Annotated in this window: 24 protein-coding genes; 3 read left to right on the top strand and 21 right to left on the bottom strand. The window is 45.1% G+C overall.

What is annotated here, in order from left to right:
- Positions 1–11 precede the first annotated feature (11 nt).
- The 11 genes from C5I45_RS00120 to C5I45_RS00070 form a co-directional block, all read right to left on the bottom strand.
- Entirely contained in the window at positions 12–950 is a 939-nt protein-coding gene (locus C5I45_RS00120; RefSeq protein WP_014306206.1) for a LacI family DNA-binding transcriptional regulator, read from the bottom strand.
- A gap of 61 nt (positions 951–1,011) precedes the next feature.
- On the bottom strand, positions 1,012–1,770 hold the full coding sequence (gene xth, locus C5I45_RS00115) for an exodeoxyribonuclease III (protein ID WP_048367905.1): 759 nt from the start codon (positions 1,768–1,770) through the stop codon (positions 1,012–1,014).
- A gap of 26 nt (positions 1,771–1,796) precedes the next feature.
- Positions 1,797–2,324, bottom strand: a complete 528-nt coding sequence (locus C5I45_RS00110; protein ID WP_048367907.1) for a methylated-DNA--[protein]-cysteine S-methyltransferase — start codon at positions 2,322–2,324, stop codon at positions 1,797–1,799.
- Positions 2,321–2,902, bottom strand: a complete 582-nt coding sequence (locus C5I45_RS00105; RefSeq protein ID WP_025854038.1) for a bifunctional transcriptional activator/DNA repair enzyme AdaA — start codon at positions 2,900–2,902, stop codon at positions 2,321–2,323. Before C5I45_RS00105 ends, C5I45_RS00110 begins: the two co-directional genes overlap by 4 nt.
- Positions 2,903–3,090: 188 nt before the next feature.
- A complete protein-coding gene (gene rpsR, locus C5I45_RS00100; protein ID WP_004392983.1) occupies positions 3,091–3,330 on the bottom strand; it encodes a 30S ribosomal protein S18 in 240 nt (79 codons plus the stop codon).
- Between the two features lie 43 nt (positions 3,331–3,373).
- Positions 3,374–3,892: a single-stranded DNA-binding protein SsbA gene (gene ssbA, locus C5I45_RS00095; RefSeq protein WP_004392979.1), complete on the bottom strand. Its 519-nt coding sequence runs from the start codon at positions 3,890–3,892 to the stop codon at positions 3,374–3,376.
- A gap of 39 nt (positions 3,893–3,931) precedes the next feature.
- On the bottom strand, positions 3,932–4,219 hold the full coding sequence (gene rpsF / locus C5I45_RS00090) for a 30S ribosomal protein S6 (protein ID WP_004392977.1): 288 nt from the start codon (positions 4,217–4,219) through the stop codon (positions 3,932–3,934).
- A 111-nt stretch (positions 4,220–4,330) separates the two neighbouring features.
- A complete protein-coding gene (gene ychF, locus C5I45_RS00085; RefSeq protein WP_004392975.1) occupies positions 4,331–5,431 on the bottom strand; it encodes a redox-regulated ATPase YchF in 1,101 nt (366 codons plus the stop codon).
- A gap of 126 nt (positions 5,432–5,557) precedes the next feature.
- Positions 5,558–7,561: a molybdopterin-dependent oxidoreductase gene (locus C5I45_RS00080; protein WP_025854037.1), complete on the bottom strand. Its 2,004-nt coding sequence runs from the start codon at positions 7,559–7,561 to the stop codon at positions 5,558–5,560.
- Positions 7,562–7,607: 46 nt separating this feature from the next.
- On the bottom strand, positions 7,608–7,814 hold the full coding sequence (locus C5I45_RS00075; RefSeq protein WP_004392973.1) for a DUF951 domain-containing protein: 207 nt from the start codon (positions 7,812–7,814) through the stop codon (positions 7,608–7,610).
- 85 nt (positions 7,815–7,899) lie between these two features.
- Positions 7,900–8,925, bottom strand: a complete 1,026-nt coding sequence (locus tag C5I45_RS00070; protein WP_088005468.1) for a YkvI family membrane protein — start codon at positions 8,923–8,925, stop codon at positions 7,900–7,902.
- Between the two features lie 167 nt (positions 8,926–9,092).
- Between C5I45_RS00070 and C5I45_RS00065 the strand changes: the two genes are divergently transcribed.
- Together C5I45_RS00065 and yyaC are read left to right on the top strand one after the other, a co-directional pair.
- Entirely contained in the window at positions 9,093–9,530 is a 438-nt protein-coding gene (locus tag C5I45_RS00065; RefSeq protein ID WP_234415020.1) for a GNAT family N-acetyltransferase, read from the top strand.
- 205 nt (positions 9,531–9,735) lie between these two features.
- Positions 9,736–10,350, top strand: coding sequence for a spore protease YyaC (gene yyaC, locus C5I45_RS00060; protein ID WP_048367912.1), 615 nt, complete (start codon positions 9,736–9,738; stop codon positions 10,348–10,350).
- 29 nt (positions 10,351–10,379) lie between these two features.
- Here the strand turns inward: yyaC and C5I45_RS00055 are convergent, their stop codons facing one another.
- The 10 genes from C5I45_RS00055 to rpmH form a co-directional block, all read right to left on the bottom strand.
- On the bottom strand, positions 10,380–11,231 hold the full coding sequence (locus C5I45_RS00055; protein ID WP_004392966.1) for a ParB/RepB/Spo0J family partition protein: 852 nt from the start codon (positions 11,229–11,231) through the stop codon (positions 10,380–10,382).
- The gene (gene soj / locus C5I45_RS00050; RefSeq protein WP_004392964.1) at positions 11,224–11,985 is read right to left on the bottom strand and encodes a sporulation initiation inhibitor protein Soj; all 762 of its coding nucleotides are present in this window, start codon (positions 11,983–11,985) and stop codon (positions 11,224–11,226) included. The genes C5I45_RS00055 and soj overlap by 8 nt, the downstream gene beginning before the upstream one ends.
- A 298-nt stretch (positions 11,986–12,283) precedes the next feature.
- Positions 12,284–13,135 carry a nucleoid occlusion protein gene (gene noc / locus C5I45_RS00045; RefSeq protein WP_007409900.1) on the bottom strand — a complete coding sequence of 284 codons (852 nt, stop codon included), beginning with the start codon at positions 13,133–13,135 and terminating at the stop codon, positions 12,284–12,286.
- 121 nt (positions 13,136–13,256) lie between these two features.
- Positions 13,257–13,976, bottom strand: coding sequence for a 16S rRNA (guanine(527)-N(7))-methyltransferase RsmG (rsmG, locus tag C5I45_RS00040; protein WP_004392961.1), 720 nt, complete (start codon positions 13,974–13,976; stop codon positions 13,257–13,259).
- Between the two features lie 13 nt (positions 13,977–13,989).
- On the bottom strand, positions 13,990–15,876 hold the full coding sequence (gene mnmG / locus C5I45_RS00035) for a tRNA uridine-5-carboxymethylaminomethyl(34) synthesis enzyme MnmG (protein ID WP_004392959.1): 1,887 nt from the start codon (positions 15,874–15,876) through the stop codon (positions 13,990–13,992).
- Positions 15,877–15,892: 16 nt separating this feature from the next.
- On the bottom strand, positions 15,893–17,272 hold the full coding sequence (gene mnmE, locus C5I45_RS00030) for a tRNA uridine-5-carboxymethylaminomethyl(34) synthesis GTPase MnmE (RefSeq protein WP_004392954.1): 1,380 nt from the start codon (positions 17,270–17,272) through the stop codon (positions 15,893–15,895).
- A 288-nt stretch (positions 17,273–17,560) separates the two neighbouring features.
- Positions 17,561–18,202 carry an RNA-binding cell elongation regulator Jag/EloR gene (gene jag, locus C5I45_RS00025; RefSeq protein ID WP_107994148.1) on the bottom strand — a complete coding sequence of 214 codons (642 nt, stop codon included), beginning with the start codon at positions 18,200–18,202 and terminating at the stop codon, positions 17,561–17,563.
- On the bottom strand, positions 18,199–18,948 hold the full coding sequence (gene spoIIIJ / locus C5I45_RS00020; RefSeq protein WP_007409906.1) for a YidC family membrane integrase SpoIIIJ: 750 nt from the start codon (positions 18,946–18,948) through the stop codon (positions 18,199–18,201). Before spoIIIJ ends, jag begins: the two co-directional genes overlap by 4 nt.
- A 160-nt stretch (positions 18,949–19,108) precedes the next feature.
- Positions 19,109–19,459, bottom strand: coding sequence for a ribonuclease P protein component (gene rnpA, locus C5I45_RS00015; protein WP_004392944.1), 351 nt, complete (start codon positions 19,457–19,459; stop codon positions 19,109–19,111).
- 154 nt (positions 19,460–19,613) lie between these two features.
- Positions 19,614–19,748 (bottom strand): 50S ribosomal protein L34, encoded by a 135-nt coding sequence (rpmH, locus tag C5I45_RS00010; RefSeq protein ID WP_003178075.1) that lies wholly within the window; start codon positions 19,746–19,748, stop codon positions 19,614–19,616.
- 621 nt (positions 19,749–20,369) lie between these two features.
- On the opposite strand from rpmH, the gene dnaA reads away from it, so the two are divergent.
- Positions 20,370–21,710, top strand: a complete 1,341-nt coding sequence (dnaA, locus tag C5I45_RS00005) for a chromosomal replication initiator protein DnaA (protein ID WP_004392913.1) — start codon at positions 20,370–20,372, stop codon at positions 21,708–21,710.
- Positions 21,711–21,809 lie beyond the last annotated feature (99 nt).

The following is a 21,809-nucleotide window of genomic DNA, read 5'->3' as shown; positions in this document are numbered from 1 at the left end:
CCCATTTCAGCTCAAGACTTTTTCCGCTGAAATTGATGCATAATTTGTTTTTTAGCCGTTTCTCCGTGCAAAAACAGCAAAAATGCTTCCCTTCCGACCCGTTCCAAATGAAGTTCCAGAGATGGGATATTCAATGCCCGGCTGACGCTCAGATTTCCCTCGCCGATGATCTCCGCGTCCCATTTCTGTTCTTTCGCAAACTGGTACAAGCCGGCAGCCACGTCATCACTGTGCGCATAGATGGCCGTCGGCGCCTTGTCGAAACCCCAGAAGTGTTCACCTGCCCGCTTTCCGTCGTCCATATCATGGCATCCGATCAGAATGCGGGTTTCATCAAGAGAGCCGAAAACCGCCTTATATGCGGTTACCTTGTCGGCCGTACTCGGGCTTTTTTCCGCTTCCCGCACACATGTAAAAGCAACGTCTTGATGTCCGCGGTTTTTCAAATACAAAAAGCTTTCTCTGTAAGCTGCCTGCCTGTCATTATAAGCGCAGGGAATCTCTTGATGCTGCGTATATTCACAAGCGACAATGGGGCCGTATTCCAGGTAAGGCACGGCGGTTTCCCATTCATTCGCGCGGGACGTGACAATCAGTCCGTCAATCTTTTTCATTTTCAGCAGTTCGAAATAGGTCATCTCTATAGCGGGGTCATAGTTGGTGGGGAGAAGGGTTGTCACGTAATCATGGGCAAACGCTTCCTTCGTGATACCGTTTACAATTTTGTCAAAGCAGGGATGGTCGCTGTACGGCAAAATCACGCCTATTGTATTGGTCTTTCCTCGAATCAGATCAATGGCGGTTCGATTAGGGGTATAATCCAGCTCCTTCATCACTTGATTCACAAGACGCCTTTTCTCCTCAGATACGTACGGGTGTCGGTTTAATACACGTGATACGGTAGCCACCGACACATTCGCCAGTTTCGCAATCTCTTTTATATTTGCCATGTGCTCCTCCATTTTGGTGATAAAAAAGCAGCAAGAGTGGATTTCTCTTACTGCTATCTCATCATAAATCCACTGTCATTTCAACAGGGCAATGGTCAGAACCCATGATATCGGCACAAATGGCCGCTTGGCTGATCCGCGTCTTCAGTCTGTCTGAAACAATGACGTAATCAAGCCGCCAGCCGATGTTTTTCTCACGTGCGTTCGTCCTGTAAGACCACCAGGAATAGGCGCCTTCCCGATCAGGATATAAATAGCGGAATGAGTCGGTAAATCCGGTGTTCAGCAGGGCGCTGAACGCTTCCCGCTCCTGATCCGAGAAACCGGCGTTCTTCCGGTTGGCTTTCGGATTTTTTAAATCTATCTCCCTGTGTGCGACATTCAGATCGCCGCATAATATCACGGGCTTCTTCCGGTCAAGCTTCTGCAGATACTCCTTAAAATCGGCTTCCCATTGAAGACGGTAATCAATTCGCTCTAATCCGCGTTTGGCATTCGGCGTATAACAGTTGACGACGAACAGGTTCTCAAATTCAAGTGTGATCACCCGTCCTTCTTGATCATGATCGTCAATTCCCAATCCATAAAACACGTGAAGCGGCTTTTCTTTCGAAAAAACAGCCGTGCCTGAGTAGCCTTTTTTCACCGCATAGTTCCAATAGCCATGATACCCTTCAAGCTGTAATGATACTTGTCCGTCCTGTACTTTCGTTTCTTGCAGACATAAAATATCGGCTTCCGTTTCCTGAACGTAAGTATTGATATCTATCTTTTTCATCACAGCACGTAAGCCGTTTACATTCCAAGAAATCAGTTTCATGTGTTCCCTCCTGTCCGGCTCAGCCGTCATTCCAGTGTTTCAATGTTTCCGCCCTCTAATGCCAGCAGCTGCTTTTTCATTTCTAAACCGCCTCTGAATCCGGTCAGTTTCCCGTTTTTTCCAATGACGCGATGGCACGGAACCGTAATCAATACCGGATTTTTTCCAATCGCGGCGCCCACGGCTCTTACGGCTGACGGTTTCTGAATCATTTTTGCTATATCCGAATAGGAGTATGTCTCGCCGTACGGTATGTCCATAAGCGCTTTCCATACAGCAAGCTGAAATTCTGTCCCGTAAAGATCCACCGGCACTGAAAAAGCTGATCTGCCATTTTCGATGTACTCGGACAGCTCTGCCGTGTAAGACGCCAGCTTCTCATCATCACGTGCCAATTGGTATTGCGGCAGTGATTTTTTTGCCCACTGCTCAAGCTCTTCAAAGCTTCCATGATTTGAACCTATAAAGCATAGCCCCTTAGATGTGGCGGCTGTATACAGGCTCCAATCATTCCGTGTGAAAAGTGTCCAATAGACCATTGTCTCTTTACTCATATTGAACCTCCCTTTCCCATTCCGGCAGTTTTTCGGTATTCTGTGGGCGAATTTCCGGTTCTCTTTTTAAAAAGAGTGGCGAAATGCGCTGTGTTTGGAATTCCGACCGTCAGAGCGATCTCCATGACTGTCATATCAGTATGCTTTAAAAGGTGTTCCGCCTTCGACAATCTTCTTTTCTGTATATACTCAATCGGGGATATTCCCCTGATTTTTTTAAATGTCCGCTGTAAATGATAAGGGCTGCCGTGACACATTTCGGCCAGTACACTCAGAGTCAGAGATTCGTGATAATGGCGGTCAATGTACTCAATGATTTGAACAATCCATTCTTCATCAGGAAGACGAAGACCGTTCGGCCGGCACCTTTTACAGGGACGAAAATGTTTCTCGAGCGCTGCATCAGCCGTATCAAACACCAGCACGTTTTCTTTATTCGGAACTCTCGATTTACAAGAAGGCCGGCAGAAAATCCCCGTCGTCTTTACTGCATAATAAAATGCCCCGTCATAAGAAGCATCATTACGTATGATTGCGCTCCACTTTTCATCAGTCAGGATATTTCTGTCTGTCTCCATCTCAGCCACCCCCTGTTCTTCAGTATAAACAAATTCATTGCATAAGTACGCGTATTTGAATAGAGGAGCAAGATAACAAAGGAGTAAGAAGCACTTCCATGTTTCATGTGAAACATTTCGGCAGAATGGAGGAGGACTGATATAAAAAAAGAGCAGGAGCCCGCAGGCTCTTGCTCTTTTCTTTCGGCTTACTCGCCAGTTACGTATGGAAGTAAAGCCATTTGACGTGCGCGTTTGATCGCGATAGTCAATTTACGTTGGTATTTCGCATTTGTTCCAGTTACACGGCGAGGTAAGATTTTACCACGCTCAGAAACAAACTTTCTAAGAAGATCTACATCTTTGTAATCGATGTGCGTAATGCCGTTAGAAGTGAAGTAACAAACCTTACGGCGTTTCGCACGACCGCCTCTGCGTCCTCCTGCCATTGTCATTTCCCACCTTTCTCGTTATGAATATAGCGATAATCTATTAGAACGGAAGATCATCATCCGAGATGTCAATCGGCTTGCCGTCGTTGGCAAATGGATCATCATTAAAGCTGTTCCCTTGATTTCGTCTCTGGTTGTTCTGATTTCCGCCGAACGGATTATCATTTTGGCCTCCGCCAAAGTATTGGCCTCCGCCGCTGTTTCCTTCGTTGTATCCGCCTGATCCAGAACCGCCGCTGTTTTTAGGCTCAAGGAATTGAACACTTTCAGCTTGGACTTCTGTCACGAAGACACGCTGTCCCTGCTGATTTTCATAATTTCTTGTCTGGAGTCGGCCGTCTACGCCGGCAAGGCTTCCTTTTTTAAGAAAGTTTGCAACGTTTTCGGCTTGTCTTCTCCAAGTGACACAATTAATGAAATCGGCTTCACGTTCTCCGGACTGGTTCGTGAATGTACGATTCACAGCAAGAGTAAACGTGGCGACAGCCGCACCGCTTGGCGTATAACGAAGCTCTGGGTCTTTTGTCAGTCTTCCGACTAATACAACTCGGTTAAGCATATGAAAGACCACCTTTTAACATTATATATTTCAAATTGCTTATTCTTCTTCTTTAACAACGATGTGGCGAATGATATCGTCACTGATCTTAGCTAAACGGTCGAATTCAGCAACCGCTGCAGCTTCAGACTGAACGTTTAAGATTTGGTAGAAACCGTCACGGAAATCGTTGATTTCGTAAGCAAGACGACGTTTACCCCAATCTTTTGTTCCAGTGATCTCCGCTCCGTTAGAAGTCAATACGTTGTTGAAACGCTCGATAACTGCCTTCTTTGACTCTTCGTCAATGTTCGGACGGATAATGTACATAACTTCGTACTTTTTCATCTGTTTGCACCTCCTTTTGGTCTAAGCGGCCCTATAATGGGCAAGGAGCAATAATTCTATTACTCACAAGTTTATATTATACCAAAGCTCTTGTCCCTTTACAACTGTGTCCTATACATTAAATCGGAAATGAATGACATCTCCGTCTTGGACTACATATTCCTTACCTTCCAGACGCACTTTTCCGGCTTCTTTCGCTCCGGACATTCCGCCGCCTGCCAAAAGGTCTTCATAAGCAACCGTTTCAGCGCGGATAAAGCCGCGTTCAAAGTCAGTGTGGATGATACCCGCACACTCAGGAGCTTTCATGCCTTTTCTGAATGTCCATGCGCGCACTTCCTGTTCGCCCGCCGTAAAGTATGTTGCAAGGCCGAGAAGAGAGTATGACGCTTTAATCAGCTGATCAAGACCTGATTCTTCGATGCCGAGCTCCTCAAGGAACATTTGCTTTTCTTCGCCTTCCAATTCGGCAATTTCAGACTCAATTTTCGCACAGACGACGATAACTTCGGCATTTTCACCCGCGGCGTACTCACGGATTTTCGCAACGTATTCATTGTCTGAAGGATCAGCCACTTCATCTTCGCTTACATTCGCCACATAAAGCACGGGTTTTGACGTAAGCAGATGAAGCTGCTTCACAAGCTTTTGCTGTTCTTCCGTAAATTCAACGGAACGGGCAGGCTTTTCTTGTTCGAAAGCTTCTTTCAATTTAGACAGAATGTCAAATTCAAAAACCGCTTCTTTGTCTTTTTGCTTCGCAAGCTTGCTTACACGCGTGATGCGTTTTTCGACTGTCTCCATGTCGGCAAGAATCAATTCAAGATTGATCGTTTCAATATCGTCAATCGGATCGACTTTCCCTGACACGTGCGTAATATTGTCATCAGCGAATGCACGTACAACGTGGCAGATCGCATCAACCTGACGGATATGAGAAAGAAACTTATTTCCGAGTCCTTCACCTTTAGATGCGCCTTTTACGATCCCCGCGATATCAGTGAATTCAAACGCAGTCGGCACCGTTTTTTTCGGGTTCACCAATTCAGTCAGCTTTTGCAGACGTTCATCCGGCACTTCCACGATTCCCACGTTCGGATCAATTGTACAGAACGGGTAGTTGGCTGATTCGGCACCAGCCTGGGTAATTGCATTAAATAACGTCGATTTTCCGACATTCGGCAAACCGACAATTCCAGCAGTTAAAGCCATTCTTTCATCTCCTCTATATCAAACCATCATCGTATAAACGTATTGTAAACCTAGAGCAATTATAAGGAGGTTCATAGGAAAAGACAAGCTGAGAAAAAAGCATTTCCCGCCCTCTCTCTCCTTAGATTATCCTTTTTTAACCGCTACCAGACAGTCAAAAAGCGTACTTCCCATTCCATTATCGGAATTTGAATCCTTTGTGAGCATGTTGACGGAGCCTCCGAATGCCGCCCACATGCCTTCATCTATATTCACCGTCTTCGGGTGAGCCTGCTTCATGATTTTCACCCTGCCGCGCAGACGGCCGCGGTCATTGTATACCTCTGCTGTATCTCCGTCTTGAAGAGAAAGCTCTTTCGCGATATCCGGCGACAGGTCCACCTGAATCTGCTGAAGCTTTTCAATAAACGGCACGTGCTGTGAATGATTGGAGCGCTGCGGGTGAATGGACAGCAGCGTATACGGATATTTCCCTGCAAGCCCGGCGTCATGATAAACAGACTCCTCCGGCACCTCCAATTGAGGGAGGCCGCTGTATCCTTTCTCTTCTGCCAGTAACGAGACGAATTCAAATTTTCCGCTCGGGGTTAAAAATTGAAAATCACTCCACGGAACCTGTTTAACCGGAAGCGGCATATGTCCTTTTTCCTTTAATTGCTCAAGGGTGATTCCTTCTTTCTCCAAAGAAGAGAGCCCCATTTTTAAGAAATCTTCCGCACTGTAATCAAACAGCTCCCCGAATCCGAGACGCTTTGCGAGTTCCGTCCAGATCCAGCGGTCTGATTTTGCCTCTCCCTGCGGTTCCGCAAGCTTCTTGCCATATTGAACATAGTGATGATACATGCTGGAATAATAAATATCTTCCTCTTCGAAAACAACGGCCGTCGGCAGCACATAGTCACAGAGCTTCGCCGTATCGGTCATAACCGAATCAATGGCCACTGTGACCGGTGTTTTTTCAAACGCTTCCTTCACTTTTTTTGTATTCGGCACCTGTGTCAGCGGATTGCCGCACGTCACGATGATCATCTCAATCGGCGGGTCGGCTGCATTCAGCGCCTCTTCAGCTTGAGTCATCATCGAAAACGTTCTCGAACTTTTCTTCAAATCAGGACGAGTGAGCTCGGCCTTTGCAAAGCTTTCACCGACTTGCACATTTCCGAAGTTTGCGCCGCCGCCTTTGATACCGACATTTCCGCTCGCCGCAGCTAAGGCGTCAATCCACCGTATCGTCCCGCCCCCGTTTTTATATCTCTGCATCCCAAGACCCATAAAAGTGGAGGCGGGACCGTCAGCATATAAATCGGCAAGATATTCAAGCACTTCTAAAGACGTTTCTGTTTTCTCAATGATCTCCTCAAAAGAAATCGTCTGCAGAAGCTTGTCTATTTCCTCAAAACCGACCGAATGCTTTTGAATAAAATCAGAATCGGTTCTGCCGGTTTGGCATAATATTTTTAAAACACCCGCCGCAAGCCAGCCATCCATGCCGGGTTTGACGGATATATACCGGTCGGCAAGCTTTGCAGTCGGGTTAAAAATAGGATCAATGACCGTCAGTGTCGCTCCTTTTTTCTTCACCTGCTGCAGATGATGATAGAGGTGCATATTCGTCCGGGACACGTTTCTGCCCCATACGATCACATGCTTGCTGTGATAAATATCAAGCGGTCCATGCCCGTAAGAACGCCCGAAATCCCAGCGCTGCGCTTCAATGCCGGAACCCCAGCAAATGCTGCCCGCAATCTCGGTTACACCGCCGTATCCATTGAAAAAACGCTGGTCGAGCGCCTTCAAAAGACCGTTATTGGCGTAGTCATGACTGTGCAGCACTGCGGCAGTGCCCAGCGTCTCCTTAATCACCGCCATTTTTTCAGCAATTTCATCTAACGCCTGCTCCCAGGAAATCCGGACAAATTCGCCGTCTTTCTTTTTTAAAGGGAAACGAAGCCGTTCCGGCGCATTCGTTTTCGTCTCCAGCATTCTGCCCCGGCCGCAAATTTTCCCTTCCGTAATGGGATGATTCGGGTCTCCGTCTACTTTCGTCACCTTTCCATCCTCAACTGTCACCAAAAAGCCGCAGCTATCCCAGCAATTCAGCGGGCACGCTGACTGATGCACTTTGCTCATCGGGCCTCTTCCTCTCCTCTATATGAAAAAGCATGAGCGCCAGCCCTTATGATGTAGGCTCCTCATGCTTGACGAGTACTTTTTTCAGCTTTCTCTCAAAATCTCTTCTCGGAATCATGACACTGTGGGAACAACCCGTGCATTTGATCCGAATATCCATCCCCATCCGAATGATTTTCCACCTGTTTTCACCGCAAGGATGCGGCTTCTTCATTTCAACAATATCATTCAGGCCAAAGTCTTTATCCGCCAAGACCCTTCACCTCTCTCCATAGACTGCTTTATTTATTGTACAAAAAAAGACAGGATAAGAGCAACGGCCGCACTCAAAATGAGCATTATACTTTTTTCCATCTCCCTAAAATAGGGTAAAGAAGAAGACATACCAGCAAATAAAGACTTAAAAGCCCGTAAATGGGATATAAAATGGCGATCAAATCTGAAAAACCGATTGTCGTAAAAGGCACCATCACAGCTAAAAGAAGAGATACGAGCGTCCATCTCGGCAATTTCACAAATGCAAGCATGCGGCTGGACAGCCCGAAAAGACCGGTCACCGTTGTCGTATAGATGGCTAAAAAAAGCACGGCGGCCATACAAAGAAATAACGGATAAGGAGCGCCTTCAAGGACGGCGAAAAGAGGAATCTCATATTGTGTAAGACTGCCTGAAAGCTGTACAAGCGTTTCATTGTAAACAAATGAAATCATACCGAAAATCAGCCCGCTTGCAACGCTTGCGATTTTGGCTTCTCCCAGTCCCTTCATATCTTTCCCGATTGAAGAAAGAACAGCGACAACAGAAAGAATGTTTAAGGACGTGAAGGTAATGCTTGCCGGCCAATTATACTGGCGGGTCAAATCTATCGTCCACGTGTAATGATGGGTTGTCTGAAAAAAGACCAATGCATATAACAGCCCCGCTACAAGAATCGGTATCAAAATACTATTCAGAGATAATATTCCTTTTATATCCCAAAAGAATAAACCGACGGTTACAATGCAAAGAAGAAAAATACCGATCCAAAACGGCAGCTTGTACATTTGCAGCGTCACACCGCCGCCGGCAATCATAACCATCGTCATTGAAAACAAATAAAACATAATAAGCACATCATAGACTTTAGCAAGAGCCGGCCCCATCAGATGCTCAAGCACAGGTAAAAAGTGCGTTGATTGAACCCGATAGCTGATCTTCAACACAATATAAGCCGAAATCGTAAACATGACTGTAAACAATACAATAGCCAGTCCGCTTTCGACACCGAAAAACTGCCATATTTCCTGCCCGCTTGCATACCCGGCCCCAATCTGGCTGCTTAATATGAGCAGCATCCACTTCATCCCGGCTCTCCACACCCTCATCACCTCATAAAATTTCTGATCATCTCCGCATATTGCTACTATATTGAGTGACAGCGGCAAACATTCATACAAATGGGACAAATATGGTATGATAACGACGATTGACTATTCAGAAAATTTATTTATGTTAGGCGCTCAAATCATGTACATCAGGCGTTTAACCGCAAGTGATACCCGATATCAGGCTCAAAGCTTTGAAAGATCACCCCGACGCATTCGCCGTCAGCTATGATGAGGAGAAAGAATGGCCGTCCGAAAAATGCAAAGCAAGGCTTGAAGACGGCAATGCCATCGTGCTTGGCGCCTTTGAACAAGACAGACTGATAGGAATCCTCAAGATCTCCAAGCATTCGCTGTTTAAACTAAGACACATTGCGGTTATTGGTTCTATGTATATTTCCCCCAAACACCGAGGGTCAGGCGCGGGAAAAGCTTTAATGACGGAAGCCATCAGCCAAGCAAAAAAGATGAAAGACACAGAACAGCTCCATCTCTCTGTGACTTCAACAAATGAACCCGCAAAAAAACTCTGCGCCTCAGTTAGGATTTATCCTCTTCTCTGCAGAAAAAAGAGCGCTGAAATTAGATCATCAGCAATATGTTGATGTAGATCAAATGGTCTTATTTCTTTCATGAACTTAGAGAATAACTGCTCTGGGTTCTTTTTTCTATCCCGCTCTTTTCAAACAACCGGCATGCTGATCATGACATAAGCATAAAAAAAGGCAGCGCTGGATATACTGTAAACAACCATACATCACCAAAAACAACAATGTAATACTCGTATGACATGACAAGGAAGTGAACCTTATGAATCGAAAAGGCGGGCTTTTTTCTCAAGAACGGGCAAAACAATATGTATCCCATACGGATTCTTCTGCTGCGAATCAAATACAAGCGATCCTTACTTCATCTTTACGTAAAGCAGCCGGCAGACCGTTAGTCACCGTGTGTATCGGTACAGATCGGTCGACCGGAGATTCATTAGGTCCGCTCGTAGGAACAAAGTTAGAAAAAATGAATTTAGACAGATTGCACGTTTACGGCACGCTGTCAGATCCTGTTCACGCCGTCAATATGAAAGACAAGCTGAAAGATATTCAACATCTACATAAAAATCCGTTTATTATAGCGGTTGATGCTTGTTTAGGCCGCGTCAAAAGCGTAGGCTCATTTCAAATCGGCGATGGGCCGCTGAAGCCCGGAGCAGGTGTTCAAAAAGACCTTCCTGAAATCGGTGACGTCCATATCAATGGAATCGTCAATGTCAGCGGGTTTATGGAGTATTTTGTCCTGCAGAATACGAGGCTTCATCTTGTTATGAGCATGGCAAATGTTTTAGCAGAGGGGTTACAGCTGACAGATAAATCAGAAGGCCGGCAGGAACGGCTCAGTCCGTTTCATAAGCTGACAAGACGTATATAAAAAACCATCTTTTTTTAAAAAGATGGTTTTTACGCTTCTCTTTCGGACAATAGTTCCAGGATACGTTCAAGATCTTCATTTGAGAAAAACTCAATCTCAATCTTCCCTTTTTTCTTTTGTCTCTTAATATTGACTGTTGTTCCGAAGTAATTTTGCAAATACGATTCCCGCTCTTTTAACACAACATCTTGAACAGGTTCTTTTTTCTTTGTTTCACGTGGAACATTGTTGTTTAACTGCTGAATCAGCTGCTCAAGCTGGCGGACGTTCAGCTGTTCTTCAACCACTTTCTTCACAAGCGGTTCAAGCTTGTTTTTATTTTTCAAGCCAAGCAAGGTTCTGCCGTGTCCCATGGATAACGTACCTTCTGCAATGAGGTTCTGGATGCTTTCCGGCAGCGTCAGCAGTCTTAAATGGTTGGCAATATGAGGCCTGCTTTTCCCGAGCCGTTTAGCGAGCTGTTCCTGGGTTAAATCCAAATGCTTCAGCAGTGAGTCATATGCCAGAGCTTCTTCAAGCGGTGATAAGTCTTCACGCTGAAGGTTTTCCAAAAGAGCGATTTCCCGCATCAGCGATTCAGATAAATCCCGCACGATAGCCGGCACTGTCTCTTTACCGGCAAGTTTTGCGGCGCGGTAACGGCGTTCGCCGGCTACAATATCATAGCCCTTCAATGATTTTCTCACGATAATGGGCTGAAGAATGCCATGCTGAATGATGGATTCCTTCAGTTCAGCTAATGACTCATCATCAAATTGTTTTCTTGGCTGATAAGGATTGGGGCGTAAATCACTGATTTTAATTTCTTCCACTGTCTCTTCAGACAAATCAACCTGATTAAACAACGCGTTAATCCCTTTTCCGAGCCCGCCTTTAGCCATTCGCTGCCACTTCCTTTGCTAAATCTAAATATACTTCCGCACCTCTCGAACGCGGATCGTATAATATGATCGGCTTGCCGTGACTCGGCGCCTCACTTAAACGGACATTGCGAGGAATAATGGTTTGATACACTTTATCTCTAAAGTATTTCTTTACCTCTTCTATCACTTGAATGCCGAGATTCGTTCTGGCATCAAGCATCGTCAGAAGCACTCCTTCTATCATTAAGTCGGTATTTAAATGTTTTTGCACAAGCCGAACTGTATTTAATAATTGACTCAATCCTTCAAGAGCGTAGTATTCGCACTGAACCGGGATAACGACTGAATCTGAAGCGGTAAGCGCATTAATCGTTAATAACCCGAGAGACGGAGGACAATCAATAATCATGTAATCGTAATTTTGTTTCACAGATTCTAATGCTCTTTTCAGCCTGACCTCCCGTGAGATCGTCGGAACCAATTCGATTTCCGCTCCCGCAAGCTGGATCGTGGCCGGAATGACATCTAAGTTCTCTACTGAAGTCGGTTTAATAATTTCTGTAACATCTGCATCATCTACTAAAATGTCGTACACACAATGATCCACATCGGCTTTTTCAATCCCTAATCCGCTCGTTGCATTGCCCTGCGGATCAATATCAACAAGAAGAACCCTTTTACCTATGTAAGCCAAGCAAGCCCCCAGATTAACAGAAGTCGTCGTCTTCCCGACTCCGCCTTTTTGGTTCGTAATTGCTATGATTTTTCCCACGATGTCACCTACCTTCACATGAACATGTACTGTCTTGTTTCTATCTTATCAAAAAAAGAGTAAAGCGTTTTATTTTTTTCATAATTTGTTTATCAGCAAGTGAAAAAAATGTAAACGAAAAAGACACTTTCTAATATAAGTTCTCCGATAAAGTGACTTTTTTGACTGTAAAAAGACAATTCACGACACAAAAAGATAAAATTTTACATATATAATGTATAGTGCACAATAAATCTATTATTATCTCAAAATAGTTTTTTGATTAAAATAAAAACTCCCCTGCTGATCAGGAGAGTTTTTATTTAGGTATCCGAATGGTAAGCTGGATGTACTCTTCGAATTCTTCTTCTTCAGTGTTCAGCCTGACGCCGCTGTCTTCCACCATGGACAGTGACTGACGAATCGTATTCATCGCAATTCTTGTATCCCTGCTGAACGCTTTGCGTCTCGGCTTTGGTTTCTGCTTATTCTGTTCAAGCATTTTCACCACTCTGTCTTCTGTCTGCTTGACGTTTAAGCTTTTCTCAATGATTTCCGCAAGCAATGTGACCTGAAACTCCGGCTGTTTGAGCGGAATCAGTGCTCTTGCATGACGTTCCGTAATTTTTTTCTCCATAATCGCATCCTGGACGGGTTCCGGGAGCTTTAACAATCGGAGCTTGTTCGCAATCGTTGACTGGCCTTTTCCTAAGCGCTGCGCCAAGGCTTCCTGTGTTAAATCATGAAGTTCTAACAGCCTTGCGTACGCATGAGCTTCCTCAATGGAGGACAATTCTTCCCTTTGCAGGTTTTCAATCAAAGCGACAGATGCTGTTTCCGTATCAGAAAAATCTTTAATAATTGCGGGAATCTTCTCCCATTCAAGCGTCTGTACCGCTCTCCAGCGCCTTTCACCCGCAATGAGCTCATATTGTCCTTCATCTTCTGTATGTCTGACAACAATCGGCTGAATGATGCCGTGTGTATGGATAGTCATTGCTAACTCTTTGATTTTTTCATCTGAGAAAATGGTGCGTGGCTGAAAACGGTTGGGAACGATAGCATGTACCGGTATTTCGAGTATCTCTTCTTTGTTTGTATCATGCTCAGCTATCTCCGGTTCCTCTTCCTTCTCACCAAACCCGAAGAAACGAGAGAATGAATGCTTCATGTACCTACACCACCTTTAAAAACTGCCATTTTTATAATTCTATTTTCTCATGGTTTTTCCTGCTGTATCTTCATCAATTTTGCAGAAAATATGATGGAATTGTCACATCAGGCTGTCTAAATTACCCTTCAATTGGCGATTTATTTGGAGTACCCGGTTTTCTCGGATATTTTTTCGGAGTGCTTTTCGTCTTGCGAATGATCATAATGTTCCGTTCACTTTCTTCAACGGGAAGTGTAAAGGAATGAACTTGTTCAAGCTCTCCTCCCAATACTTTAATCGCCTTTTGCCCCGCTTTCAGCTCTTCATCAGCGGCTGCAGCTTTTAGTGCCGCAAATATACCGTTTTTCTTGGCCAGCGGCAGACAAAGCTCACTCAGGACTGACAGACGCGCCACTGCACGGGCCGTCACGAGATCGAAGCTTTCCCGTACGTCTTTCCGCTGTCCGAATGTCTCCGCTCTGTCATGGACAAATGTCGTATGCTCTAATTGTAAAGCATCAGAGAGAGTTTCCAAAAACGTAATCCGCTTATTCAGTGAATCGACGATGGTGACATGCAGATGCGGGAAGCAGATTTTGACGGGCAGGCTTGGAAAACCGGCGCCGGCGCCGACGTCACAAAGAGTGGTGACCTTTTCAAAATCAATATAAAATGCCGCCGTTATCGAATCATAAAAATGCTTGAGATAAACTTCCTTTTTCTCAGTGATGGATGTCAGATTCATTTTTTCGTTCCATTCCACGAGCATCCGGTAATACAACTCGAATTGCTCCAGCTGGCGGTCAGAAAGGGAAATCCCTTTCTCCGCTAAACTGGATGTAAATTGCTCTATATTCATGCCGTCATCCTTTCTATTCAGCTACCTTGGCAATACGGCCCTGCTCCAGGTATACCAGCAGGATTGAAATGTCTGCCGGATTGACGCCGGAAATACGGGACGCTTGAGCAACTGATAAAGGACGCACTTCTTTCAGCTTTTGACGGGCTTCAGTAGCAATTCCTTTAATGGCGTCATAATCAATCCGATCAGGGATTTTTTTGTTTTCCATTTTCTTCAGCTTTTCCACTTGCTGCAAGGATTTTTCGATATATCCTTCATATTTCACCTGAATTTCCACTTGTTCCGCCACATCTTGCGGAACCGGAGAATCTGCAGGCGCAAGTTTTGTCACTGTTTCATAGTTCATTTCCGGACGTTTCATTAAATCTGTGCCGCGCACTCCGTCTTTCAGCTCGCTTCCGCCGAGTGAACGGATATATTCCTGATTCTCAGGAGACGGCTTGATAATAACAGACCAGAGACGTTTTTTCTCTGCCTCGATCGCCGCTTTTTTCTTCTCAAACGCTTCATAGCGCTCATCAGAAATTAAGCCGATCTCATGGCCGATTTCCGTCAGGCGAAGATCCGCGTTGTCGTGACGGAGCAGCAGTCTGTATTCCGCCCGTGAAGTCAGCAGACGATACGGTTCATTGGTTCCTTTCGTTACCAAATCATCAATCAATACACCGATATAAGCATCGGAACGGCTGAGGATCACTTCTTCTTTTCCAAGCGCTTTGCGGCCTGCGTTGATCCCTGCCATAATTCCTTGCCCGGCTGCTTCCTCATAACCTGATGTACCGTTAATTTGACCGGCTGTGTACAGGTTAGGGATTTTTTTCGTCTCCAGTGTAGGCCAGAGCTGCGTCGGTACAATCGCGTCATACTCAATCGCGTATCCGGCTCTCATCATCTGCACCTTTTCCAGTCCCGGAATGGTCGCCAGCATCCGCTGCTGCACGTCCTCAGGAAGACTCGTGGATAGACCCTGAACGTATACTTCCTGCGTATTTCTGCCTTCCGGCTCAAGGAAAATCTGATGGCGCGGTTTATCATTAAACCGAACGACTTTATCTTCAATCGAAGGGCAGTATCTCGGTCCCGTTCCTTTAATCATACCGGAATACATCGGCGAACGATGCAGGTTGCTGTCGATGATCTCATGAGTCTCAGGACTCGTGTAAGTCAGCCAGCAAGGCAGCTGATCGGTAATGTATTCAACCGTTTCATATGAGAAAGCGCGCGGAACTGGGTCCCCCGGCTGGATTTCTGTTTTGCTGTAATCAATGGAATCGCTTGAGACACGAGGAGGCGTGCCCGTTTTAAAACGGACGAGATCAAAACCGAGCTCCTCTAAGTGCTCAGAAAGTTTAATAGACGGCTGCTGGTTATTCGGACCGCTTGAGTAAGACAGATCCCCGAGAATGATCCGCCCTCTTAAATACGTTCCGGTTGTCAGCACGACCGTTTTTGCCTTGTATTCAGCACCGGTTTGCGTAATGACACCGCGGCACTCTCCGTCTTCAATGATTAAACGCTCGGCAATCCCTTGAAGAAGTGTCAAATTCGGTGTTTTTTCCAGCGTATGCTTCATTTCGTGCTGATATTGGAATTTATCCGCCTGCGCACGCAGCGCCCGTACGGCCGGACCTTTTCCTGTATTCAGCATTCTCATTTGAATATGAGTTTTATCTATATTTCTAGCCATTTCTCCGCCGAGCGCGTCAATTTCGCGGACGACAATCCCTTTCGCGGGGCCGCCGACAGACGGATTACATGGCATAAACGCAACCATATCAAGATTAATCGTCAAAACAAGCGTTTTGGCTCCCTGGCGCGCGGATGCGAGGGCAGCCTCAACACCGGCATGCCCGGCGCCGATGACAATCACGTCGTATTGGCCTGCTTCATACCCCATGGTTTTTTCCTCCCTTTTATTTACCTAAACAAAATTGTGAAAAGAGCTGATCAATTAAGCTTTCGTGGACGGCATCACCGATGATTTCGCCCAGCAGTTCCCAGCACCTTGTCAAATCAATTTGCACCATATCAATCGGAACATCCTGTTCAATCCCGTTCAGCGCATCATCAATCGCTTGCTTTGCCTGATGCAGAATCGAAATATGACGGGTGTTGCTGACATAGGTGAGATCTCCGCTTTCGATCGCTCCTGTATAAAATAGCGACTGAATCGCTTCCTCTAAATCTTGAATGCCTTCTTCTTTCAGCAATGAGGTCGTGACGACAGGCCGGCCTTTCGCCAGTTCCTTGACGCGCTCAGCGTCAATCTTAGCCTCAAGGTCCGTCTTATTCATAATGACAATGACGTCCATTCCCTCAACCGCTTCAAACAATTTCACATCTTCTTCAGAAAGCGCTTCGCTGTGGTTAAGCACAAGCAAAATGAGATCCGCTTCCTTCAGAACCTGCCGTGACCGTTCCACACCGATTCTTTCGACGATGTCTTCTGTCTCACGGATTCCGGCGGTATCGACAAGCCGAAGCGGCACGCCTCGCACGTTGACATATTCCTCAATCACATCACGCGTCGTTCCCGGAATATCGGTTACGATCGCCTTCGTTTCATGGACAAGGCTGTTAAGCAGAGAGGATTTCCCGACGTTCGGACGGCCGATGATCACGGTAGACAGTCCCTCACGCAAAATTTTCCCCTGCTCAGACGTACGGAGCAGCGCCTCGATTTCTTTCTTCACGCCGCTTGCCTTCTCCACTAAAAGCTGATGCGTCATTTCTTCGACGTCATCATATTCCGGATAATCTATATTCACCTCAACATGGGCAAGTGTTTCTAACAACTCATCACGCAGACGGCGGACAAGCGCGGAAAGCCGTCCTTCCATCTGGTTCATGGCGACATTCATGGCACGGTCCGTTTTGGCCCTGATCAGATCCATCACCGCTTCCGCCTGTGAAAGGTCAATCCGTCCGTTTAAAAATGCGCGCTTCGTAAACTCACCGGGTTCTGCCAGTCTCGCACCTTCTCTTAAAGCAAGCTGGAGCACCTGATTAACCGTCACAATACCCCCGTGACAGTTGATTTCAATGACATCTTCCCTTGTGAATGTTCTGGGCGCTCTTAAAACAGACACCATGACTTCCTCAATAATCCGTCCCGTCGTACTGTCCGCGATATGCCCGTAATGAATGGTATGCGATTCTGCCGAACTGAGCGTTTTGCCTTTCGGACCCTTGTACATTTTGTCGGCGATCTTTACGGCTTCCGGGCCGCTCAGCCGAACGATCGCAATCGCGCCTTCACCCATCGGAGTTGAAATCGCTGCAATTGTATCCATGCTGTTCACCTCTCTTTATCTCTGTTTCCATCTATATAAAAAATTTATTTATGCCAAAATTAAAAGATAACATAGTTTGGTTTGAAGTGGAAGATACGTTATCCACAAAAGCAGGAATTCATCCCTTATTACTTTAACTTATCCACATGTGAATAACAATTAATTTTATTTCCTAAAACCTTTTTTATCAACAGCATAGACCGAAAAAGAAAAAACTTAAACGCAAAAAATGCGATTCTGCTCAGGAATAGAGCCATTTTTACCAATAAAAAAACCGAAGTTCCGATTTTACCCGGACTTCGGTTTTCTGCTATCTTTATGGGAAATAACGAGATGGCGGTACCGGCCTTCACCGGTAGAAAACGTTTTGATATTTGGATGCTTTGACAGCGCGTCATGGATGATTTTTCTTTCACCTGACGGCATCGTTTCTAAATGCACCTCTTTTTTCGTTTTCGACACTTGCTTGGCCAGCCTGTTTGCCAGCTGATCCAGAATTTCTCTTCTTTTCTGCCGATAATTCTCAGCGTCGACAACGGCTTGGCGATACTGGCCGGAGCCGCGGTTCAAAACAAGCTGCGTCAATGTTTCCAAGGCATTGAGTGTTTGTCCTCTTTTGCCAATAAGCAGCGCCGCTTTTTCACCTTTAATGTGAAAACAGACTGTTTTCTTGTTTTCTTCCGTAACAATCTCAGAAGGCCCGGCAATGGAATGGATGATTTCTTCTAAATACGCTTTCGCTTCCTGAACAGGATTTCTTTTCTCTTCCAGTTCTACGATCGCATTCTTTTTTCCGAAAATACCCAAAAACCCTTTATATTCTTCTTGCACCACCGTTATTTCTACTTGATCTTTCGTCAGTTGAAGTTCCTGAAGGCCTGATTGAACTGCTTCTTCGACATTCCGTCCCGCAGCAGTCACCTTCTTCACTTTTTCTTTCCTCCGGCTTTCTGCGTTTCCGGATCGTGTTTAATGTCAGGTCCTTTAATAAGGAATGTCTGAGCAATCATAAACAGGTTTCCGACTACCCAATACAGAGAAAGCGCGCTCGGGAAGTTGATCGCAAATACGATGATCATGATCGGCATAATCCATACCATCATTGCCATTTGAGGATTCTGAGTCGGATTTCCCGCCATCATCAGCTTCTGCTGGACAAAAGTGGCCACACCGGCAACGATAGGAAGAATATAGTAAGGATCCTTCTCTCCTAAATCAAACCATAAAAAGCTGTGCTGTGAAATGGCTTGCGTACGCATAATGGCGTGGTAGAATCCGATCAAAATCGGCATTTGAATCAGGATCGGGAAACATCCCGCCAGCGGGTTTACCCCGTGCTTTGAAAACAGGGCCATTGTTTCCTGCTGAAGCTTCTGCTGCGTTTTTTGATCTTTAGAGCTGTATTTTTCTCTGAGCTTCTGCATTTCAGGCTGCAGCGCCTGCATCGCTTTTGAGCTTCGAAGCTGCTTGATCATCAGCGGCAGAATCAGCAGACGAATTAAAATCGTAACGATGATGATCGACAAACCATAGTTATCGCCCGTCAGTTTCGCTACGTACGTAATGACTTCTGACAATGGATACACAACATATTTGTCCCAGAAATGCGGACTATTCGCCGTAATCGGCTCTTTCACACTCGAGCACCCGGCCAGCAGCACGAGCATACCGACCATACTCAGTAGTAACCATATTCTCCTTTTCAAGAACGTTTCCTCCTATACCAATCTTTATAAACCTTGTATGTATTTTAGCATCTTTCAGTTTCAAATGGCGTTCATTTTTCGCCAAATAAAAGGAAGCGCTTTTAAAAACGTGAAGAAAACAAAATATGAGCTATTTTGACGAAGATTTCTTATATAATGAGGTTTTTCTGAATAAGTGCTGCAGACTCTTTTTCGTTTCTTCAAAACTGAGGTCGCCGGCGGGTTTTCTTGCGATAATAATAAAATCTTTCGGCTTGAGCAGCTCTTTTTCCTCCTGAACCGCCTGCCTGATTAACCGCTTCACCCGATTGCGCACGACGGCATTGCCGATTTTTTTACTGACAGAAAGCCCTACCCGGAGCTCTTCCTGTTTCGGCTGATCAAGCGTATACAGCACGAACTGGCGGTTTGCCATAGACGTTCCGCGTTTAAACACTTTTTGAAAATCTTCATTTTTCTTTAACCGATTTCGCTTCTTCACTTTAATTCACTCCGATATTCACTCGCAGAAACTTTTATTTCTATCTAAAAAAAACGGGCCGCCGGAATACTGAAGAAATTTCTCCAGTACCGGGCGACGCATGACATCTCTTTTCTCTTAATGTGAAAAAAGACCACTGACATTATTCAGTGGCCTAAGCTGATAATACTTTTCTGCCTTTGCGGCGACGGCGTGCTAATACTAGACGACCGTTTTTTGAACTCATACGGCTTCTGAAGCCATGAACTTTACTGCGTTTACGGTTATTCGGTTGGAATGTTCTTTTCATTTATGACACCTCCCTCGAGGAATAGCTGTTAAAGACAGTCTTACTTATTATATTTGTGCTGCCTATTCATTGTCAACTTCAGCAGTGCTTTTATTTCTTACAACCATAATAGGATAACATACCTTAACCAGATTAGAAACCTTATTTTTCATATTCCTTTTTTTAACGCACAAAAAAAGCCGCGCTCCCCCGAAAAAACGACATGTGGATAATTTTTCGGTCTTTTTTTAATATCCACAATCGTTATCGACAACATTTTCACATTGCTAACCCCTGTGGACAAAGATTTTTCAACAAGTTGTCAGGTTTGTGGATAAGATTACGAGAACCATTGCAAGTCCTCGCTTAATTTGATATTATATTTGTGTTTTAACTCTTAATTACTTATCCAGTCCATTCTCTTTATCCACAAATTGTGGATAAGTTGTGGATTGTTTTCACACAGCTTGTGTAGATTGTTGTCCACAACTTGTGGAATTTGTCGAAAAGCTATTTTTCTACTATACTATATGTTTTCAACATTTCGTGTGTACGAATGGTCAGAGCCATATGCTCTTTTTTTGTGTTCTATAACAGGGGAAGGGCGCTGATTTTTAAAGAAAAGGAGGGCTGTGCCGGATAATGGAGAATATATTGGATCTTTGGAATCAAGCTCTAGCTCAAATTGAGAAAAAGCTAAGCAAACCGAGTTTCGAAACTTGGATGAAGTCGACGAAAGCCCATTCGCTGCAAGGAGATACCTTAACCATCACCGCTCCCAATGAATTTGCCAGAGACTGGCTGGAGTCCAGGTACTTACATCTCATTGCAGATACCATATATGAATTAACCGGGGAAGAATTGAGCGTCAAATTTGTCATTCCTCAAAATCAGGACGAAGAAGACTTTTTGCCGAAACCGCAAGTGAAAAAAGCGGCAAAAGAGGAACCGTCTGATTTTCCCCAAAGCATGCTCAACCCGAAATATACATTCGACACATTCGTCATCGGATCGGGAAACCGATTCGCCCATGCAGCATCACTGGCTGTGGCGGAAGCACCCGCTAAAGCGTACAACCCTTTATTTATATACGGGGGAGTCGGTTTAGGAAAAACCCACTTAATGCACGCGATCGGCCATTATGTCATTGATCATAATCCTTCAGCCAAAGTGGTGTACCTGTCTTCTGAAAAATTCACAAATGAATTCATCAACTCAATCCGCGATAATAAAGCCGTTGATTTCCGCAACCGCTACCGGAACGTTGATGTACTTTTGATAGATGATATTCAATTTTTAGCCGGAAAAGAACAAACACAGGAAGAGTTTTTCCATACATTCAACACGCTTCATGAAGAAAGCAAACAAATCGTGATTTCCAGTGACAGACCGCCGAAAGAGATCCCGACCCTTGAAGACCGCCTGCGTTCGCGGTTCGAATGGGGATTGATTACAGATATCACACCGCCGGATCTGGAAACGCGGATTGCCATTCTGAGAAAGAAAGCGAAGGCGGAGGGCCTTGATATTCCGAACGAGGTCATGCTTTACATCGCCAATCAGATTGACAGCAACATCCGCGAACTGGAAGGGGCATTAATCCGGGTTGTCGCCTATTCATCCTTAATCAATAAAGACATTAACGCAGACCTGGCTGCAGAAGCATTGAAAGATATTATTCCGTCTTCTAAGCCGAAGGTCATTACGATAAAAGAGATTCAGCGGATTGTCGGACAGCAGTTCAACATTAAGCTTGAAGATTTCAAAGCGAAAAAGCGTACGAAATCAGTGGCTTTCCCAAGACAAATTGCGATGTATCTTTCAAGAGAAATGACGGATTCTTCTTTGCCTAAAATCGGGGAAGAATTTGGCGGGAGAGACCATACAACCGTCATTCACGCCCACGAAAAGATTTCAAAACTGCTGATTGATGACGAGCAGCTTCAGCAGCAGGTGAAAGAAATAAAAGAACTGCTTAAATAATAGTGTCCTCGGATGAATCGGGGAAAGTGTGAATAACTTTTTCATAGCCATACACAGTCTGTCCACATGTGGATAGGCTGTGTTTCCTGTCTTTTTCAC

The sequence above is a fragment of the Bacillus sp. ZY-1-1 genome (assembly GCF_003047165.1).
GTDB lineage: Bacteria > Bacillota > Bacilli > Bacillales > Bacillaceae > Bacillus > Bacillus velezensis.
Note: the sequence above shows the minus strand (reverse complement) of the source record. Positions and strands in the feature narration are given on the sequence as shown.

Bases quoted from the DNA above. Each gene is read 5' to 3' on its own strand.
- C5I45_RS00120 (WP_014306206.1), bottom strand. From the start codon at position 950: ATGGCAAATATAAAAGAGATTGCGAAACTGGCGAATGTGTCGGTGGCT.
- xth (WP_048367905.1), bottom strand. From the start codon at position 1,770: ATGAAACTGATTTCTTGGAATGTAAACGGCTTACGTGCTGTGATGAAA.
- C5I45_RS00110 (WP_048367907.1), bottom strand. From the start codon at position 2,324: ATGAGTAAAGAGACAATGGTCTATTGGACACTTTTCACACGGAATGAT.
- C5I45_RS00105 (WP_025854038.1), bottom strand. From the start codon at position 2,902: ATGGAGACAGACAGAAATATCCTGACTGATGAAAAGTGGAGCGCAATC.
- rpsR (WP_004392983.1), bottom strand. From the start codon at position 3,330: ATGGCAGGAGGACGCAGAGGCGGTCGTGCGAAACGCCGTAAGGTTTGT.
- ssbA (WP_004392979.1), bottom strand. From the start codon at position 3,892: ATGCTTAACCGAGTTGTATTAGTCGGAAGACTGACAAAAGACCCAGAG.
- rpsF (WP_004392977.1), bottom strand. From the start codon at position 4,219: ATGAAAAAGTACGAAGTTATGTACATTATCCGTCCGAACATTGACGAA.
- ychF (WP_004392975.1), bottom strand. From the start codon at position 5,431: ATGGCTTTAACTGCTGGAATTGTCGGTTTGCCGAATGTCGGAAAATCG.
- C5I45_RS00080 (WP_025854037.1), bottom strand. From the start codon at position 7,561: ATGAGCAAAGTGCATCAGTCAGCGTGCCCGCTGAATTGCTGGGATAGC.
- C5I45_RS00070 (WP_088005468.1), bottom strand. From the start codon at position 8,925: ATGAGGGTGTGGAGAGCCGGGATGAAGTGGATGCTGCTCATATTAAGC.
- yyaC (WP_048367912.1), top strand. From the start codon at position 9,736: ATGAATCGAAAAGGCGGGCTTTTTTCTCAAGAACGGGCAAAACAATAT.
- C5I45_RS00055 (WP_004392966.1), bottom strand. From the start codon at position 11,231: ATGGCTAAAGGCGGGCTCGGAAAAGGGATTAACGCGTTGTTTAATCAG.
- noc (WP_007409900.1), bottom strand. From the start codon at position 13,135: ATGAAGCATTCATTCTCTCGTTTCTTCGGGTTTGGTGAGAAGGAAGAG.
- rsmG (WP_004392961.1), bottom strand. From the start codon at position 13,976: ATGAATATAGAGCAATTTACATCCAGTTTAGCGGAGAAAGGGATTTCC.
- mnmG (WP_004392959.1), bottom strand. From the start codon at position 15,876: ATGGGGTATGAAGCAGGCCAATACGACGTGATTGTCATCGGCGCCGGG.
- mnmE (WP_004392954.1), bottom strand. From the start codon at position 17,272: ATGGATACAATTGCAGCGATTTCAACTCCGATGGGTGAAGGCGCGATT.
- spoIIIJ (WP_007409906.1), bottom strand. From the start codon at position 18,948: ATGGTCGGTATGCTCGTGCTGCTGGCCGGGTGCTCGAGTGTGAAAGAG.
- rpmH (WP_003178075.1), bottom strand. From the start codon at position 19,748: ATGAAAAGAACATTCCAACCGAATAACCGTAAACGCAGTAAAGTTCAT.
- dnaA (WP_004392913.1), top strand. From the start codon at position 20,370: ATGGAGAATATATTGGATCTTTGGAATCAAGCTCTAGCTCAAATTGAG.